At 63.3% G+C, this 16,463-nt stretch carries 12 protein-coding genes and 1 riboswitch; of the genes, 3 read left to right on the forward strand and 9 right to left on the reverse strand.

What is annotated here, in order from left to right:
• Positions 1 to 32 precede the first annotated feature (32 nt).
• The 5 genes from AB5Y68_RS02235 to AB5Y68_RS02255 all read right to left on the reverse strand — a co-directional run bounded on the left by AB5Y68_RS02235 (position 33) and on the right by AB5Y68_RS02255 (position 5,876).
• Positions 33 to 794 (reverse strand): Nif3-like dinuclear metal center hexameric protein, encoded by a 762-nt coding sequence (locus tag AB5Y68_RS02235; protein WP_039040245.1) that lies wholly within the window; start codon positions 792 to 794, stop codon positions 33 to 35.
• A gap of 112 nt (positions 795 to 906) precedes the next feature.
• Entirely contained in the window at positions 907 to 2,241 is a 1,335-nt protein-coding gene (locus AB5Y68_RS02240) for a sigma-54 dependent transcriptional regulator (protein ID WP_039040244.1), read from the reverse strand.
• Entirely contained in the window at positions 2,238 to 3,272 is a 1,035-nt protein-coding gene (locus AB5Y68_RS02245; protein WP_039040243.1) for a PAS domain-containing sensor histidine kinase, read from the reverse strand. Before AB5Y68_RS02245 ends, AB5Y68_RS02240 begins: the two co-directional genes overlap by 4 nt.
• Before the next feature lie 106 nt (positions 3,273 to 3,378).
• Complete coding sequence (locus AB5Y68_RS02250) at positions 3,379 to 4,797, reverse strand: sigma 54-interacting transcriptional regulator (RefSeq protein ID WP_039040242.1); 1,419 nt, start codon at positions 4,795 to 4,797, stop codon at positions 3,379 to 3,381.
• A 239-nt stretch (positions 4,798 to 5,036) separates the two neighbouring features.
• On the reverse strand, positions 5,037 to 5,876 hold the full coding sequence (locus tag AB5Y68_RS02255; protein WP_039040241.1) for a DUF2726 domain-containing protein: 840 nt from the start codon (positions 5,874 to 5,876) through the stop codon (positions 5,037 to 5,039).
• 258 nt (positions 5,877 to 6,134) lie between these two features.
• Between AB5Y68_RS02255 and AB5Y68_RS02260 the strand changes: the two genes are divergently transcribed.
• The 3 genes from AB5Y68_RS02260 to ppx all read left to right on the forward strand — a co-directional run bounded on the left by AB5Y68_RS02260 (position 6,135) and on the right by ppx (position 10,273).
• Positions 6,135 to 6,647: a glycine cleavage system protein R gene (locus AB5Y68_RS02260; RefSeq protein WP_010675281.1), complete on the forward strand. Its 513-nt coding sequence runs from the start codon at positions 6,135 to 6,137 to the stop codon at positions 6,645 to 6,647.
• A gap of 76 nt (positions 6,648 to 6,723) precedes the next feature.
• Positions 6,724 to 8,793: a polyphosphate kinase 1 gene (ppk1, locus tag AB5Y68_RS02265; protein WP_039040240.1), complete on the forward strand. Its 2,070-nt coding sequence runs from the start codon at positions 6,724 to 6,726 to the stop codon at positions 8,791 to 8,793.
• Complete coding sequence (gene ppx, locus AB5Y68_RS02270) at positions 8,783 to 10,273, forward strand: exopolyphosphatase (RefSeq protein WP_039040239.1); 1,491 nt, start codon at positions 8,783 to 8,785, stop codon at positions 10,271 to 10,273. Before ppk1 ends, ppx begins: the two co-directional genes overlap by 11 nt.
• A gap of 59 nt (positions 10,274 to 10,332) precedes the next feature.
• Here ppx and mgtE read toward each other — a convergent pair whose 3' ends face one another.
• The 4 genes from mgtE to flgJ all read right to left on the reverse strand — a co-directional run bounded on the left by mgtE (position 10,333) and on the right by flgJ (position 16,460).
• Positions 10,333 to 11,676 carry a magnesium transporter gene (mgtE, locus tag AB5Y68_RS02275; protein WP_039040238.1) on the reverse strand — a complete coding sequence of 448 codons (1,344 nt, stop codon included), beginning with the start codon at positions 11,674 to 11,676 and terminating at the stop codon, positions 10,333 to 10,335.
• 123 nt (positions 11,677 to 11,799) lie between these two features.
• Positions 11,800 to 11,969, reverse strand: a riboswitch (M-box (ykoK) riboswitch).
• 177 nt (positions 11,970 to 12,146) lie between these two features.
• Positions 12,147 to 13,355: a flagellar hook-associated protein FlgL gene (flgL, locus tag AB5Y68_RS02280; protein ID WP_039040237.1), complete on the reverse strand. Its 1,209-nt coding sequence runs from the start codon at positions 13,353 to 13,355 to the stop codon at positions 12,147 to 12,149.
• A gap of 3 nt (positions 13,356 to 13,358) precedes the next feature.
• Positions 13,359 to 15,356 (reverse strand): flagellar hook-associated protein FlgK, encoded by a 1,998-nt coding sequence (gene flgK, locus AB5Y68_RS02285; RefSeq protein ID WP_039040236.1) that lies wholly within the window; start codon positions 15,354 to 15,356, stop codon positions 13,359 to 13,361.
• Between the two features lie 3 nt (positions 15,357 to 15,359).
• Positions 15,360 to 16,460 carry a flagellar assembly peptidoglycan hydrolase FlgJ gene (gene flgJ / locus AB5Y68_RS02290; RefSeq protein ID WP_039040235.1) on the reverse strand — a complete coding sequence of 367 codons (1,101 nt, stop codon included), beginning with the start codon at positions 16,458 to 16,460 and terminating at the stop codon, positions 15,360 to 15,362.
• Between the last annotated feature and the right edge of the window lie 3 nt (positions 16,461 to 16,463).

The raw sequence follows: 16,463 nt of genomic DNA on the forward strand, positions 1-16,463 counted from the left end.
GTCCGATTACGCCGCTGCGCGGCTAATCGGCCCTACACCGGATTGTCGATATCGATAAAGGTGACCTCCAGCCCGTGTACGGTGGCGAGCCACTCTCCCAGCGCCTTGACGCCGTAGCGCTCGGTGGCGTGGTGGCCTGCGGCGTAGAAGTGCATGCCCATCTCCCGGGCGGTGTGAATGGTCTGCTCCGAGGCTTCGCCGGAGATGAAGGCGTCTATGCCCTGCTCCGCCGCCTGGCTGATGTAGCTCTGGCCACCGCCGGTGCACCAGGCCACGGAGCGGATGAGCTCGGGCCCGCTGTCGCCGCAATGAAGCGGCTCGCGGCCGAGGCGCTCGGCGATGAGCCTGGCAAAGTCGGCCCCGCTCACGGGCTCTTCCAGCTTGCCCACCATGGCGACGCTCTTGCTGTTCCAGGGTTCGAGGCCGCGACGCACCTTGATGCCGAGCAGCCTGGCGAGCTGGGCGTTGTTGCCCACCTCGGGGTGCACATCCAGGGGCAGGTGATAGGCGAACAGGTTGATGTCGTGGGTCAGCAGGGTCTTGAGGCGGCGCTGTTTCATGCCGGTGATCTGGGCCGGCTCGCCGCTCCAGAAGTAGCCGTGGTGAACCAGGATGGCGTCGGCATCGGCGGCCACGGCCGCATCGATCAGGGCCTGGCTGGCGGTCACACCGGTCACCACCTTGCGAATGCGCTCGCGCCCCTCCACCTGCAGGCCGTTGGGGCAGTAGTCCTTGATGGCATGGGGTTCGAGCAGGTGGTTGAGCAGGCTTTCCAGTTTTCGATGAGAGATCATGGGCGTCTCCTAACAGGGCTCCCCGCACAGGATCGCAGGGAGCCGGATTCCGATCGTCAGGGGCCCATGATAATCGAGCCGGACCGGCAAGGCCATGGCACCGGCATCAAGCCTAGGCGGGCAGCTCTATGCCGGCGTCACGCATCTGGGCCAGCTTGTAGCGCAGGGTACGCGGGCTGATGCCGAGCTTGTCGGCCACCGCCTTGCGACTGCCATTGCACTCCTGCAGGGTGTCCAGGATGATCTGGTGCTCCTGCAGCTTGAGCTCGCCGCCGAGCCCCTCCCCCGACAGCCGCTCGAGGGGGCGTACCAGCGTCTCGTCCGTCTCCTCCAGGATCAGGTGCTCGCACCCGATGAGCCCGTCTGGACAGAGGATCAGGGCGCGCTGCACCACGTTGTCGAGCTCGCGCACGTTACCGGGCCAGGAGTGGGCCATCAGACGCTCTCGGGCCTCCTCCGCGAGCCGCGGCGTCGGCAGCCCCATCTGGCTGGCGTGAAGCGCCAGCAGATGCTCCGCCAGGGGCAGAATGTCCCCCGGACGCTCCCAGAGCGCGGTCCAGCGCAGGGGGAAGACGTTGAGGCGGTAGTAGAGATCCTCGCGGAACAACCCGTCCTGCACCGCTTTTTTCAGATCCCGGTTGCTGGTGGCGATGACCCGCACATCGAGGGGGATCATCTTGCGGCTGCCGAGCCGCTCCACCTCTTTCTCCTGCAAGACCCGCAGCAGCTTGGCCTGGAGCCCCAGATCCATCTCGGTGATCTCGTCGAGCAGGAGTGTGCCTCCCTGGGCCTGCTCGAACTTGCCGGGACACCCCTGCACTGCCCCAGTGAAGGCCCCCTTCTCGTAGCCGAACAGGGTCGCCTCCAGCATGTTCTCCGGAATGGCGGCGCAGTTGATGGCAACGAAGGCCTGCTCGGCACGGCTGGAGTTGTCGTGAATGTAGCGGGCCAGCACCTCCTTCCCCGTCCCGCTCGGGCCGGTCACCATCACGGTGGCCTCGCTCCTGGCGACCCGGGTCGCCAGCTGGAACAGCTCGGCGGTCCTGGGATCCCCGTATACCACGGCCCGCCTCTCCACCTTCTGGGCCGGCACATAGCGGCTGACCTGGTTGAGCAGCACCTCGGGGGAGAAGGGTTTGGCCAGGTAGTCGATGGCCCCCTCGCGCATGGCGCGCACCGCGCCGTCGATGTTGGCGTAGGCGGTCATCAGGAGCACAGGCACCTGGGGATATTGCTGGCGGATATTGGCCAGCAGGGTGAGGCCATCCATGCCTCCCATCTGGATGTCGGAGATCACCATGTCGAAACGCTGGCGCGACAGGGCCAGCAGGGCCCGCTCACCGCTGTCCACCTCGCGGCACTCATAGCCACCGAGCAGCAGGGTGTCCACCAGGGCCTCGCGCAGGCCGTTGTCATCTTCCACCACCAGAATACGAGCCTGGGTCATGCTACACCTCCGAGCTGCACCGCTTGCTGATGCAGGGGGAACGACAGGGTAAAGCAGGTGCCCTCACCGGGGACAGAGGCCACGCTGACCTCCCCCTGGTGGGCACGCACCACGGATTGCACCACGGCGAGCCCAAGGCCTGTGCCCTGGGAGCGGGTGGTGAAGAAGGGTTCGAAGATCTGGCCGAGCAAGGCCGCAGGCATCCCCTTGCCGTTGTCGAGCACGCGCATCTCCACCCGGTTGCCGCTGCGCACCGCGCTCACCAGCAGCGAATCGGCGCCGGCCTGGCGCGCGTTGGCGATGAGGTTGTTGATGGCGCCCGCCAGGGCGCTGCTGTTGGCGAGCAGGCAGAGATCCGGCTCCGGCACCTCAAGGTGCAGGGCACAGCCCTGCTGCTGGCAGAAGGCCTCGGCACCGGCCTGCACCTCCGCCAGCAGCCCCTGGACCGAGATGGGGGCCACCACCTGGTTGTCACCGTTGCGGGCAAACAGCAGGATGTCGTTGATCTGCTTCTCGAGATCCTGCAGGCGCGCCATCAGTTTTTGCTGGAACTGGCTGCGGGACTCGGGCTTCAGGGTGCGGTTCGCCAGGTTGGCCGCGTAGAGCATGGCGGCGGAGAGAGGGGTGCGGATCTGGTGCGCCAGGGAGGCGGCCATGTTGCCAAGGGCGGACAGCCGCTTCATGTGGTTGACCCTGTCCTGCAACTGGCGGGTCTCGGTCAGATCGGTGATGAACACCAGCTGGCCGGGCTGATCCGGCAGCGGCTGGGTCGAGAGCTGGACCCGACGCCCGTCTCGCAGGGAGATCTCGTGGCCGTCGTCTTCCCTGGGCTGGAAGCAGCGGGCGATAATATGGCGCCAGAAGAGGCCCTCCAGCGGTTCCCCGAGCAAGGCCTGGGCCGCCGGGTTGGCGCGGGTGATCAGCCCCTCGCCGTCGAGCAGCAGCACGCCGGTCGGCAGTGCCGTGAAGATGGCGTAGAGCTGGCTCACTTCGTGTGACTGGAGGGGGTTGTCCTGCTGCGAGATTGTCATAAAGCTGACCTCAAACTGGCGATTGGGTCAGCTTATTCAATTTCCATGCCAGTGATATATTGCTTCAATATCAATGTGTTGACAGCCAAGCGTCAAAGCATTGACCTCAGTTGTCCTTGCTCATGCCGTACTTCTTCATCTTCTCCACTAGCGTGGTGCGGCGCATGCTGAGCAGGTCGGCGGCGCGGGCCACCACCCCATCCTGGGACTCCAGGGCCTGGCGGATCAGCTCCACTTCGAGGTCGGCCAGCATCTCCTTGAGGTTGACCCCCTCCTGGGGCAGCTGCATGGGCAGGGGCATGGCGATGCTCGGATCCAGCACGGGCGGGGACTGGAACACGGCGGCCAGGGCATCCCGCTCGTCCATCTCGGTGAGACGCTCATCCCTGGGTTCGCTCGGCAACAGCCGGTAGCGGCCGGGCAGGTCCGCCACATCGACGATCTGGTTCGGGTAGAGGATCAGCAGGCGCTCGATGAGATTGGACAGCTCGCGCACGTTGCCGGGCCAGGGGTACTGCATCAGGGATTCCATGGCGCGCTGGGTCAGGCGGATGATGCCCCTGTGCTGCTCGGCATGGCGATTGAGCAGCTCCTGCAACAGCAGGGGAATATCGTCGCAGCGCTCGCGCAGGGGCGGCGTCTCGATGGGGAAGACGTTGAGCCGGTAGTAGAGATCCTCGCGAAACGCCTGGGTGCGGATCATCGCCTCCAGATCCCGGTGGGTCGCGGCGATGACGCGCACGTCCGCCTGCACCGCCTTGCCCCCGCCGACCCGGTCGAACTGGCGCTCCTGCAACACCCGCAGCAGCTTGACCTGCATGGGCAGCGGCATGTCGCCGATCTCGTCGAGGAAGAGGGTCCCCCCCTGGGCCAGCTCGAAGCGGCCGCGACGGGCGGCAATGGCACCGGTGAAGGCCCCCTTCTCGTGACCGAACAGCTCGCTCTCGAGCAGCTCCGCCGGAATGGCGCCGCAGTTGATGGGCACGAAGGGGCCCGCGCTTCGGGCGGACAGCTCGTGGATGGCGCGAGCCACCACCTCCTTGCCGGTCCCGGACTCACCGAGGATCAGTACGTTGGCGTCGGTCTCGGCCACCTGGCCGATGAGACGGCGCACCTCCTGGATGCCCCTCCCCTTGCCCACCAGCAGGCGCAGCAGGGTCTGACCCTTGTCGTGGGTCTGATGACGGGGATGCAGGGAGATGAAGGCTTGGCAGAAGTGCAGATGACGGGTGAGGGACTCATAGGTAAAGGGCGCCTCGGCCACCCCGATGAAGTTGCTGCAGCCATGGCTCGCCGGCATCAGGGAGAGAAAGGGCAGACGAGGATGGGCGGCAAGCAGCTCACTCAGGGCGCGCTCGCGCAGTTCCCCGGCCAGAATCCCCTGCAAGGGCCCGGCAGTCTCGATGGCCACATCGAGATCGCTCTCCACCACCTCCTGCCAGGGGATCCCCATGAAGGAGAGCACAGTCCCCAGTTGTTGGCGCCGCACATCATCGGCATCAACAAGCAGCACACCCATAGCCATCCTATCCATATTTTCACACCTGACGCCAAGTTATTGTTTTTTAAGTGCTTATTAAAACCAATTTCGCACTGTGTCATAAGGGGGACAAAGTGCCAAAATTCTGGCGGATTGTCAAAACTTGTCGCATCCTCCCGGACCCTGGCGGGACGGGGATCACGCTTCCAGCCAGATTGAGTATCGGATGAAAACCAGCGAAGGGGAAAGAATGACGCCGACAGGGTGCGGCGTCAGAGGAGGGATCAGTGTTTCACGCTCTCCTGGGGAGCGGCATAGCGGCACTCGGGAAACCGGCTGCAGGCGAGGAACAGGCGACCGGCATGGGGACCCTTTCGTGCTTCCCGTGCCACCAGGGGCGCGGCACAGCGGGGGCAATGAGGGGTCGTCTCCCGGGGCTCCTCCTCATCCGGATCGAGGAAGGGATTCTCCTCCATCAACGCGGGCATTGCCTCTTCGGCCTGGGGGGGCGGCACCTGGGGCTCCCTGGCAGCCCCCGGGTGTGACATACCCAGATCGACACCATCGAGCAGCAGCGGGCTGAAGGTCGGTTCGCGGCGCTCGCCGGGCAGCAGGTCATCCACCGGCGCCATCGTTCTCGCCAGCAGGGGCAGCAGTTGCTCCCGCAACTCGTCGACCTGGTAGTGGCTGCTGGCCGGGATCTGCAACAGCGGCAGGCCGGCGCCATCGCAGGCCGCCTTCAGGAAGAGATCCCGCACCTTGCGCTTCTGGTGGCGGTGCCCCTCGTCATCCAGCTCCACGGCACACAGGAAAGAGAGATCCGCCGGGTGGCAGAGCAGAAAATCGAAGTGCTTCTCCCCTATCTTGCCGAGCGCCTGCTGGCGCTTGCCCTTGCCAAGGTGCGCGTCGGGCGTCAGTACATAGGAGGCTCGTACCTTGGCAAACACACGGGCCTTGTCCCCCACCGCCTGATCAAGCACCCCGAAGAAGGTGCGCTCGGCTGGGCTCATCAAGGTTTCCTGCAGATCATAGGGCTCGGCCTTGCCCCCTTTCTCCCTGCGCCAGACGATCACCAGCAGGAGCAACCCCAGCAACACAGCTCCCGATACGACAAGGCTATTCATACACGCACATCCCGTTTACAAGACAAATTCAGTTCACACCAGAGGAAGGGGCACACTCTACCACGGGGAAAGCGACTCAGGCAGCGCAGAAATCAAGCCCGTCCCGGCATTCGCGTTTTTTCACTGAATTTGCGCAAGGCGGGCTTCATATGGCCTGTCACAGCAGGCACAATGCTAGAGCCCATGGACGTTCTGGCGCGCACCCCGTCGCCGCCAGGTGTCAACGGACCCCACGCAGCCCCATTCAAGGAGAGCAGGATGCAAAAGCAATTGGTCGTCACCGTGATCGGCGCAGACAAACCCGGGATCGTCGAGAGCCTGGCCGATACCATCACCCGGCAGCAGGGCAACTGGCTGGCCAGCTCCATGAGCGAGCTGGCGGGGCAATTTGCCGGCATTTTGCACGTCGCCGTGCCTGACGAGCATTACCGCAGCCTGTGCGAGGCCCTGGTGATGCTGCCTGGCCTCACCGTGAGCTTCGCCGAAGGGCAGCTGAGCCCGCAACCGGCCCATCAGGTGATGCTGAGCGTCACCGGCAACGACAGACCGGGCATCGTCCACGAAGTGGCCAGCATCCTGCGACAGCTCAACATCAACGTCGCCGACCTCACCACAGGTTGCGAACCTGCGCCCCACTCAGGCGCCCCCCTCTTCTATGCCCACGCCCTGGTGGCCCTGCCGCCGCAGCTCGAACTGGACGATCTCGTCACGGCCCTGGAGTCCCTCTCCGACGACCTCGTCGTCGACATCGATCAGGATCTGAGCGAATAGTGTCGCCTGTCATAAATTTGTCATGGTTTGACGCCATAACTTCCGCGCAGACGCAACCAGAGCAAAGAGGCACCAGATGAGCACCGACAAGCAGTATGAAGAGAAAGAGCTTAGCTGGCTCTCATTCAATGAACGGGTGTTGCAAGAGGCGATGGACAAGACGGTACCCCTCATCGAGCGGGTCCGCTTCCTCGGGATTTTCTCCTCCAATCAGGACGAGTTCTTCAAGGTTCGGGTGTCGGACGTCAAGCGCCGCATCCTCATCAACGAAGTCCACGGCGGCGACGACGAGGCCAAGGTGCTGCTGCGCGCCATCCAGCAGAAGGTGATGGCGCTCGGCGAGGCGTTCGACAACACCTACAAGGAGCTGCTGATCGCGCTGGCCCGCCACAACATTTTCCTGGTGAACGAAAGCCAGCTCTCCGAGTCCATCCAGCAGTGGCTGCGGATCTTCTTTCGGGAAAAGGTGCTGCGCCACATCATCCCCATCCTCCTCAACAAGGAGGTCAACCCGGTCAAGTTCCTGAAAGACGAGCACACCTATCTCGCCATCGAGATGAAGAAGAACGGCCAGGTGATCCAGTACGCCCTGGTGGAAGTGCCCACCGACGATCTGCCCCGCTTCTTCCAGCTACCGCCGGAGGGCACCCGTCGCAAGAAGCAGATCATCATCCTGGACAACGTCATCCGCTTCTGTCTGGACGAGATCTTCAAGGGCTTCTTCGACTACGACGAGATTGCCGCCTACGCGGTCAAGCTGACCCGGGATGCCGAATATGACCTCTCCGACCAGCTGGACTTGAGCCTGGTGGACAAGATGAGTGACGGCTTGAAACAGCGCCTCACCGCCATGCCGGTGCGCTTCGTCTACGAGCGGGAAATGCCGGCGGCCATGATAAGCTTCTTGAAGCTCAAGCTGCAGATCAGCTCCTACGACGCCATCATGCCCGGTGGGCGCTATCACAACTTCAAGGATTTCATCGGCTTCCCCAATGTGGGCCGGGATTATCTGGAAAACCCCAAGCTGCCAGCCCTGGACTGCCGCGACTTTGACGGCTTCGTCAACGCCTTCGACGCCATCGCCAAGCAGGACATCCTGCTCTACTACCCGTACCACAAGTTCCACCACTTCACCGAGCTGGTGCGCCAGGCGGCCTTCGACCCGGCGGTCAGCGCCATTCGCATCAACATCTACCGGGTGGCCAAGAAGTCGCGGATCATCCACTCCCTCATCGACGCCGCCAACAACGGCAAGAAGGTGACCGTGGTGGTGGAGCTGCGCGCCCGCTTCGACGAGGCAGCCAACATCGACTGGGCCAACATCCTGACCGACGCAGGCGTCAAGGTGGTGTTCGGGGTGCCCAGCCTCAAGATCCACTCCAAGCTCTGCCTCATCACCCGCCACGAGAACGGCGAGGCGGTGCGCTACGCCCATATCGGGACCGGCAACTTCAACGAGAAGACCGCCAAGATCTACACCGACTTCTCCCTGCTGACCCGCCATCCGGACATCACCGCCGAGGTGGAGAGCGTGTTCGAGTACATCGAGTACCCGTACCGGCGCTACAAGTTCAACCACCTGCTGGTCTCCCCCATCAACAGCCGCCGCCAGCTCTATCGCCTCATCGACAACGAGCTGACCAATGCCAAGGCGGGGCAACCCAGCGGTATCACCCTCAAGATCAACAACCTGGTAGACAGAGACCTAATCAACCGGCTCTATGCCGCCGGCCAGGCCGGGGTGCCCATCCAGATGATCATCCGGGGCATGTGCGCCCTGCGCCCGGGGGTGCCGGGTCTGAGCGACAACATCCGGGTCATCAGCATCATCGACCGTTTCCTCGAACATCCGCGGGTGATGGTGTTCCACAACAAGGGCAATCCCCAGCTCTATATCTCCAGTGCCGACTGGATGAGCCGCAACATCGACGGTCGCATCGAGGTGGGCACCCCCATCTATGACGAGCGGCTCAAGCAGCGCATCCTCGACATTCTCGAGCTACAACTGAGTGATACCTGCAAGGCGCGGGTGATCGATGCCGACCAGAAGAACGAGTACGTGAAGCGGGGCAACCGCCGCAAGGTCCGTTCCCAGGTGGCGATTTACGACTACCTCAAACGCATAGAGTCAAACCATGGACAATAGTCTGTACGCCGCTGTCGATCTGGGCTCGAACAGCTTCCATATGGTCATTGCCCGCCTCACCGAGGGGCGGATGCAAATCATCGATCGCATCAAGGAGCGAGTGCGCCTCGCCGAAGGGATGGATGAGCAGCGCCGCATGTCCCAGGAGGCCATGGCGCGCGGGCTGGACTGCCTCGCCCTGTTCGCCGAGCGGCTCACCAACATCAAGCCGGATCAGATCCGCATCGCCGGCACCTACACATTGCGCCGCGCCAGCAACGCCCGCGACTTCGTGCGCGAGGCGGCCAAGGTGCTCAACCACCCCATCGAGATCATCAGCGGCCAGGAAGAGGCCCGCCTCATCTATCAGGGGGTCGCTCATACCCAGCACATCGAGGGCCAGGTGCTGGTGGTGGACATCGGCGGCGGCAGCACCGAGCTCATCATTGGCGAAGGGTTTGAGCACAAGGCGCTCACCAGCCGCAAGATGGGCTGCGTCAGCTTCACCCAGAGCTTCTTTGGCAACGGCAAGCTCGGCGAGAAGGCCTTCAACGCCGCCGTGTTGGAAGCCCAGCATCAGCTCGCCCCCATCATCAACCAGTACCGCAAGCTGGGCTGGCAGAGCTGCCTCGGCAGCTCGGGCTCCATCCGCACCGTGCGCGACGTGTTGCAGGGGGAAGAGTGGACCGATGGTGCCATCACCCTGGCGGGACTCGAGCGGCTGAAAGAAGAGATGCTCAAGCACAAGCGGGTCGACCAGCTCAAGCTGGCGGGCCTCACCGAGGAGCGTCAGGGAGTGTTCGCCGCCGCGGTGGCCATCCTGCTCGGGCTCTTCACCTCCCTGCCCATCGAACGGATGGAGTACTCCGACGGCGCCCTGCGCGAAGGGTTGCTCTACGAGTTCGAGGAGCGCCTGCAGCATCACGACATTCGCGAACGCACCGCGCTTGCACTCAGCACCCACTATCGCATCGACAAGCGCCAGGCCACCCGGGTGGAGCGCAGCGTCCTCTCCCTGTTCGACGCCCTGAGCGGCCCCTGGGAGATGCCGGAAGAGCCCTATCGCGCTATCCTCGGCTGGGCGGCGCGGCTGCACGAAATCGGCCTTGCCATCAACTACAGCGGCATCCACAAACACTCCGCCTATATCTTGCAAAACACCGATCTGCCCGGCTTCAACCAGGACGATCAGGCCCTGCTGGCTGCCCTGGTGCGCTTTCATCGCAAGGGGCTCAAGCTCTCCGAGCTGCCGGCCCTGCCCAACCACGACGAGCAGACGGTGCTGCGCTGCATCCGCATCCTGCGCCTCGCGGTGGCGGCCCACCACAGGCGTCAGGACAACCTGCTGCCCGAGTGGAACGTGCAGGCCGCCGGGGATCAGCTGGTGGTCACCCTGCCGCTCGACTGGTGCGACGAGAACAAGTTGCTGATGCAGAACCTGGAAAAGGAGCACCGCTACTGCCACGAGCAGGGCTGGCCCCTGCTGTTCCAGCTCGGGTGATCCGCTCCTCTGTGCAAAAAGGCAGCCGATGGCTGCCTTTTTTTGTCTCTTGTCTTTTCCTACTGCAGATCCGGCAGGATCAGCTTGGCTATCTCGAAGTAGATGATGAGGCCGGTACCGTCCACCAGGGTGGCGATGAAGGGGGCGGAGACCACCGCCGGGTCGATGCGAAAGCGACGCAGCACCATGGGGATCACCGAGGCGACGGTGGCGCTCCAGAGCACGATGGCGACGATGGTCAGGGTCACCACCATGCCGATCTCGGGCCCCACCCCCAGGCTCCAGGCCCGCACCCAGGCCGCCAGTGCGATGGCGGCCGAGATGAGCAGACCGGTGGAGATCTCCTTTTTCAGCACGGTGCCGAGGTTTTTCAGGCTCACCTCCCCCACCGCCATGGCACGCACTATGGTGGTGGTGATCTGGGTACCGCTGTTGCCACCGGTACCGATGAGGAGCGGGATGAAGAAGGCCAGGGCGATGGCCGCCTCCAGCTGCTCTTCAAAGGCTCGCAGCACGGTGCCTGTGTAGGCTTCCGCCACGAACAGGATCAGCAACCAGCCCACCCGCTTGCGCCACAACTGCCAGGGGGTGGCCTGCAAATAGGGGGTATCCAGCGGCGAGGAGCCCCCTTGCAGCTCCGCATCCTCGGTGGACTCCAGCTCCAGGATGTCGGCGGCATCGTCCACGTGGAAGACCCCCACCAGACGCCCCTGATCTTCCACCGGCAGGAGCGAGAGGTCACGGTCAATGAGCAGGCGGGCCGCCAGCTCCTGATCCGCCCGGGCGTTGATGCGCACCGCCTCCCCCTCCATCAGGTCCCCTACCGGCAGCAGCGGATCGGCGATCAGCAGCGACTTGAGGGAGACGCTGCCAAGGAGGCGCTGCTCGCCGTCAACCACATAGAGATGACCGAACAGCCTGGCCTGATCCCAGGCCCCGTGGATCAGCTGCTTGGCGCTTTCCACCGTTGCATCGGCCTCCACTGCCAGGTATTCGTGGCGCATGTTGGCCCCCACCGACTCGTTCGGCCAGGCCAGCAGGGACTGGAAGGCTTTACGGGCGGGGTCTGGCAGCCGGGCGAGCAGAGTCTTGCGATCGTGCTCGTCGAGCCTGCGCAGGATGGCCAGCAGGTCCCGACGGGCCAGGGTGCCCTGCAGTATTCCCACGATGCTGCCATGCAGCCTGAGCAGCAGATGGCCGGCACACTCCGCCGGGAGGGAGGCGAGCAAGGACGCCCCTTCCGGCATGGAGAGGGTATCGAAGATGCAGTTGAGCTCTTCCGGGCGCAGGGTCAGAAGCTGATCGGCACGGGCCACCGGATCCAGGTTGTGCGCCAGCCAGTTGCGCAGGGCGACCGGGTCGAGCAGTTGATGACGATTGAGCAGGGTGTGTGTTTTCTTCATCACAGATGTCCTCATGTGATTTCAGGCGAACCTGAACGCCTCCGGCACCTGGCCGGATGCAACGGCAAGAAAACAGCAATTTGATTGACGAGTAACAGGCAGGAAATGACGCCGTCCGGCGTGTTTTCATCCCCACGTACCAGCTTTAGCACTGCATAACGTATCCGGCATGCCGGAAGCCACTTGGGTTGACACCTTAATCCGATGAAAACTGTCCTGATCTTGGGCGTCTCTGGACGTCGTGAGATCAGTGGCCTGTGTTTATGCAGGAGCCTCGCCTAACGAGATGCTGCGAACATTGATTGCACGGCGCTACCGTGCGGGCGGCATCATCTGCCCAGGCGCAGGTCGAGTCAAGGCAAACGGGCCCCTGGCAACGGGTTGTTACAAATTGGCCGGACGGCGGGCCTTTCATGAAACGAGGCTCCCCCGTGCGTGGCACGGGGGAGCCTGCGGTCAACGGATGAACGTCAGCGGATATAGTCGAAGAGGGTCAGCTTGCTTATCTTGCTGAAGGCGAGCTGGGAGGCGCTCATGGCTGCATCCTCCTTGGAGAGGGCCGCGATCACCTCGTACATGTCCGCCTCGGACACCTTGGCCCGCGCCTGCTGGTTCAGGGTGCTGAGTCCGTCGTTGGAGCTCATCACCTGCTCCAGGCTGTTCATCCTTCCCCCCAGCTCCCCCAGTCCCCGGTCTATCTTGGTTCTGGCGTTGCTCATGTGGGCGGTGGCATCGGAGACCGCCAGCTGGAAATCGCTCTCGGACAGGGTCGGATCGCGCATGGCGGAGATGAAATCGGACATGCCATTGAGGATGCTGTCGTTTTTCGGGGTATCCAGCACGAAGTTCTGGGTCGCCGATCCCGCAGGGAGGTCGAGGGTGAGCGCCAGGCCGTTGAAGGGGATCTTGTTGCCCGCCACATAGTCGCCGCTTTGCAGCAGGGTACCACCGCTGTCACGGATCTCGTAGGTGTCCGGCGGCCCGGCCAGGGTGCTGACCGCATACTGGTTGCTCGGCAGGGAAGCATCATAGTTGTTGCGATAGAAGCTCTCGAAGTTCCCCTGATCCGCCACCGACACCTGGATGTTGCCACTGGCGGCGCTGGCGGTGCGCCGGGTCGCCACCATCTCGAACAGATCGAAACCGGAGTCGTTGGCCGGGATCTGCACCGTGGGAGAGACCTGGATGTTGCGCTGCCCCGTGTCCCCCTGAAACACATAGTTGCCGCTGGCATCCTTGACGAAGGGCTGGGTCTTGCTCTGATTGCCGCCGAAGATGTACTCCCCCTGGGAGTTCTTGCTGTTCATCAGGTCGAACATCTGCTTTTGCAGCCCCTCCAGTTCGCTCGCGATGGCGTTGCGCTCCTCGGAGCCCATGGCGGAGTTGTTCGCCTTCTGGATCAGGGTCTGGGCACTCAGCATGGCGTTGTTGAGGGAGGTGAGCACCGTCTCCTCGTGGCCCAGGCTGTTCTCCAGCAGGCTGCCGTTGACGCCGTACTGCTTGAAGAGATCGATCTCCTTGGTCAGCGCCATCTTCTGGCTCATGCCGGCGGGGTCCTCCCCGGAACGGGAGAATTTATCCCCCGTCATCAACTGGTTGTAGGCGGTGTTCTGGCGCTCGCTCACCTTGCTCATGGAGGCAAGGTTGCGGTCATAGATCATGTTGGTGGTGATGCGCATGACTTACCTCACGGAGGAGAGCAGGGTGTCGAAGATGGTCTTGGCGGTGTTCACTATCTGGGCCGAGGCCGCATAGGACTGCTGGAAGCGGATGAGGTTGGCCGCCTCCTCCTCCAGATTGACGCCGGAGACACTCTCGAAGATGGCGGTACTTTGGGTCAGCTTCGCCTCGTTGGCCTGCAGCAGGGTCTTGGCCTGGCTGGTCTTGTTGCCAATGCCGCTCACCAGACCCGAGTAGGCATCGTTGAAGGTCATCTTGTCGTTGCTGGTGGCGGCGTTGTTGTTCTTGCGCACCAGCTCCTTGTTCTGCAGCTCCGCCAGCGCCAGGCCGTTGGCGTTGTCCGCGAAGCCGTCCTTGTTGTAGCTGAGCGTGAAGCTGTCGTTGGCCTCCACCTTGCCGGTGATGCTGAACTCATAGCCCGGGCTCTGGGTCGGATCGGCGTAGACCTTGGGCCCCCCCAGGGGGCTCTCGAGGGCGGCCATCAGGTTCTTTCCCTTGCTGGAGGCGGGGGCGACACCGAGCAGGTTGTTGTTCTTGTCATAGACCTCGTAGTTGCCGCTGCCGTCGATCTTGATGACCTGGGGGGCACTCGGGTCCAGAGTGTTGGTGCCAAAACCCGAGCCCGTGCCGGTGTTGTAGACACCGCCCAGCGTTATCTCGCCCGAGCCCAGGTTCTGGGATCCCTTGTCCGCCTTCAGGGGGGATGCCAGCGCGATATCCTCGGGACGGGTGATCGCCTGCTCCAGGTTGGCAGCCGCATTCCGGGTGGGTTGCAACAAGATCTTGTCACCCGCGACCGGAGTGCCGGAGAGATCGATTTCGATGCCGTGCCCCGCCACCTCGAAGGTGGCTGGCGGCGTGGTCCCCGTGGCGAGCGAGGTACGCTGCCCGCTGCCGTCGATGGAGAATACCTCGTAACCGGTGGCGCTGTTGAACCGCACCTCGTAGTCGAAGGTGGTGACCTCGCTCCCCTTGCCGGGGACGAAGTTGACGCTGGCCGCCCCGTTACCCTGGTTGCTGGCGTAGGGCAGCCCCTGGCTTCCCTTGAGGGTGAAGAGATCCCCCCCAAGCTCGTTGTCGAGATCCATCCCCAGCCGGTTCTGCTGGTTCATGGCATCCCCCAGGGCGACGGCCAGCTGCCCCAGCTCCCGCTTGGCGGGCTCCAGATCCCGGCGCGCGGTGAAGAGGCCACCGATGGCACCGCCAATATCCTGGTCGTTGATGCTGGCCTGGTTCTTGCCCAGGGTCAGCTGCAGGGAAGGCTCACGGGAATCCGGGTCCCCCGGCACCACCTTGAACTGGGCCACGCCGCCATCGAGCACCAGGGAGTGCCCTGTGCTCATGTTGACCAGCATGCTGCCATTGGGCTGGGTCACGGTGCGGATCTCCATCTTCTCGGAGAGCTGGCGAATGGCCTCATCCCGCTGATCGAACAGCATCAGGTTCTCTTCAGGGGAGCCCTGGGTGCGGACGATGGCCTGGTTCAGATCGTTGATGCTGTTCAGCAGGCTGTTCACCCTGTCCGTCTCGTCCCCTATGGTGGCGTTGATGGTATCGGACTGCTTGTCGAGCTGTGCGGAGAGGGTATGGAATCTGTCCACCATGCCGCTCAGTTCACTCAGGGTCGTCTTGCGCCCCCCGATCTCGGACGGTGACTCGTTGGCGGTGTGGAAAGCCTTGAAGTAGGAGGTGATGGTGGTCCCCACGCTGTTGCTGGCATCACCAAGCAGGCTGTCGAGCCGGAACAGTTGATCGTAGCGGGTGTTGGCCGCCTGATAGGCGGACGTATCCCGGCGCACCTCGGCCTGGGCATAAGCGTTGATGATGCGCTCGCTCACCATGTCGCCCGTCCCCAATCCGACGGAATTGGTGTAGATCAGGGTGCGTTCACGTACATAGCCCTGGCTATTGACGTTCACTATGTTGTTGCTGGTGGTCTGCAGCAATCGCTGCTGGGCCAGCACACCCGAGGTCCCAATTCCAAGCAGATCGCTTGCCATAGCTTACAGCTCCATCTCTGTGTTCCTGTCTGCAATGTTGCCGGGCGTCGAGTAACCGGCGATGGCATCACTGCGCAACACTTGTTTAAGTTTCCTGGCGTACTGGGGATCGGTGGCATAACCGGCCTGCTGCAACGCCTCGAAGTAACGTTCCGGGCTGTCCACCTTGGCCAGCGCCCCCTTGTAGCGACTCCCAGAGGTCAGGAAATCCACGTAGTCGTTGAAGCTCTCTTCAAACGACTCGTAGGAGCGAAACGCCGCCTTCTGGCGCGAGGCCACCCCTTGCTCGTATTCCAGGGTGCTCACCACCGCCTTGGGGCCTTCCCAACGCGGATCGGCCTTGATGCCGAACAGGTTGTGCGTCACGTTTCCGTCTGCATCCTTGATCACCCGCTTGCCCCAGCCACTCTCAAGGGCGGCCTGGGCCACCAGCACCGCCGGACTCAACCCCAGCTTGTCCGCCGCCTTCTTGGCCAGCGGCATCAGCCTGTCGACGAACTCTTCCGGGCTGTCAAACACCTTGGCGCTGCCATCCAGGGCCGAAGGCCTATGGCTGCTGCCCATGGGCGGCACGGTGCGGTGGGGGCGTCTTGGCAGGGCCAGCGTACGCTCGGCCCCATTCAGCTCACCCTTCATTTCGTTATCAGCAAAATCTTTGCCAACTTTGGAGGCAGCAATCAGATCGTTGGAGGCACTGGGGGGTTGATAGGGCTTGTAGACCCGCTCGGTACGCTGGGGCAGCTTGAGTACCCGGCCATCCTGATGGGTGAAGGTCTGCTCGGGTGAGAGCTGCCTGGCCACCATCTCGGCGATGCCCAGCCCCCCCTTGCTCGACATGTCGGCCACCCGCTGCTCGTCCAGCATCCCTTCATAGAACTGGGTGTAGCTGCTGTTCATCGGGTTGCCCTCGGTGAGCACCGAGTTGGCCTGGCGCATCCCCTTGAACAGGGTCTGGGTGAAGATGGATTCGAACTGGCGGGCGGCCGCCATCAGGGCCCCTTGCTTCCCCTCCTTGCTCAGGCTCATCTGGCGCAGTTTGTCCAGGTTCTGGACGTCCTGCACCATGCCAATATTGATACCGCTCTGGGTGTCGAACTCTGCCATAAC

This window comes from Aeromonas sp. R6-1, assembly GCF_040908165.1.
GTDB classification, from domain to species: domain Bacteria; phylum Pseudomonadota; class Gammaproteobacteria; order Enterobacterales; family Aeromonadaceae; genus Aeromonas; species Aeromonas caviae.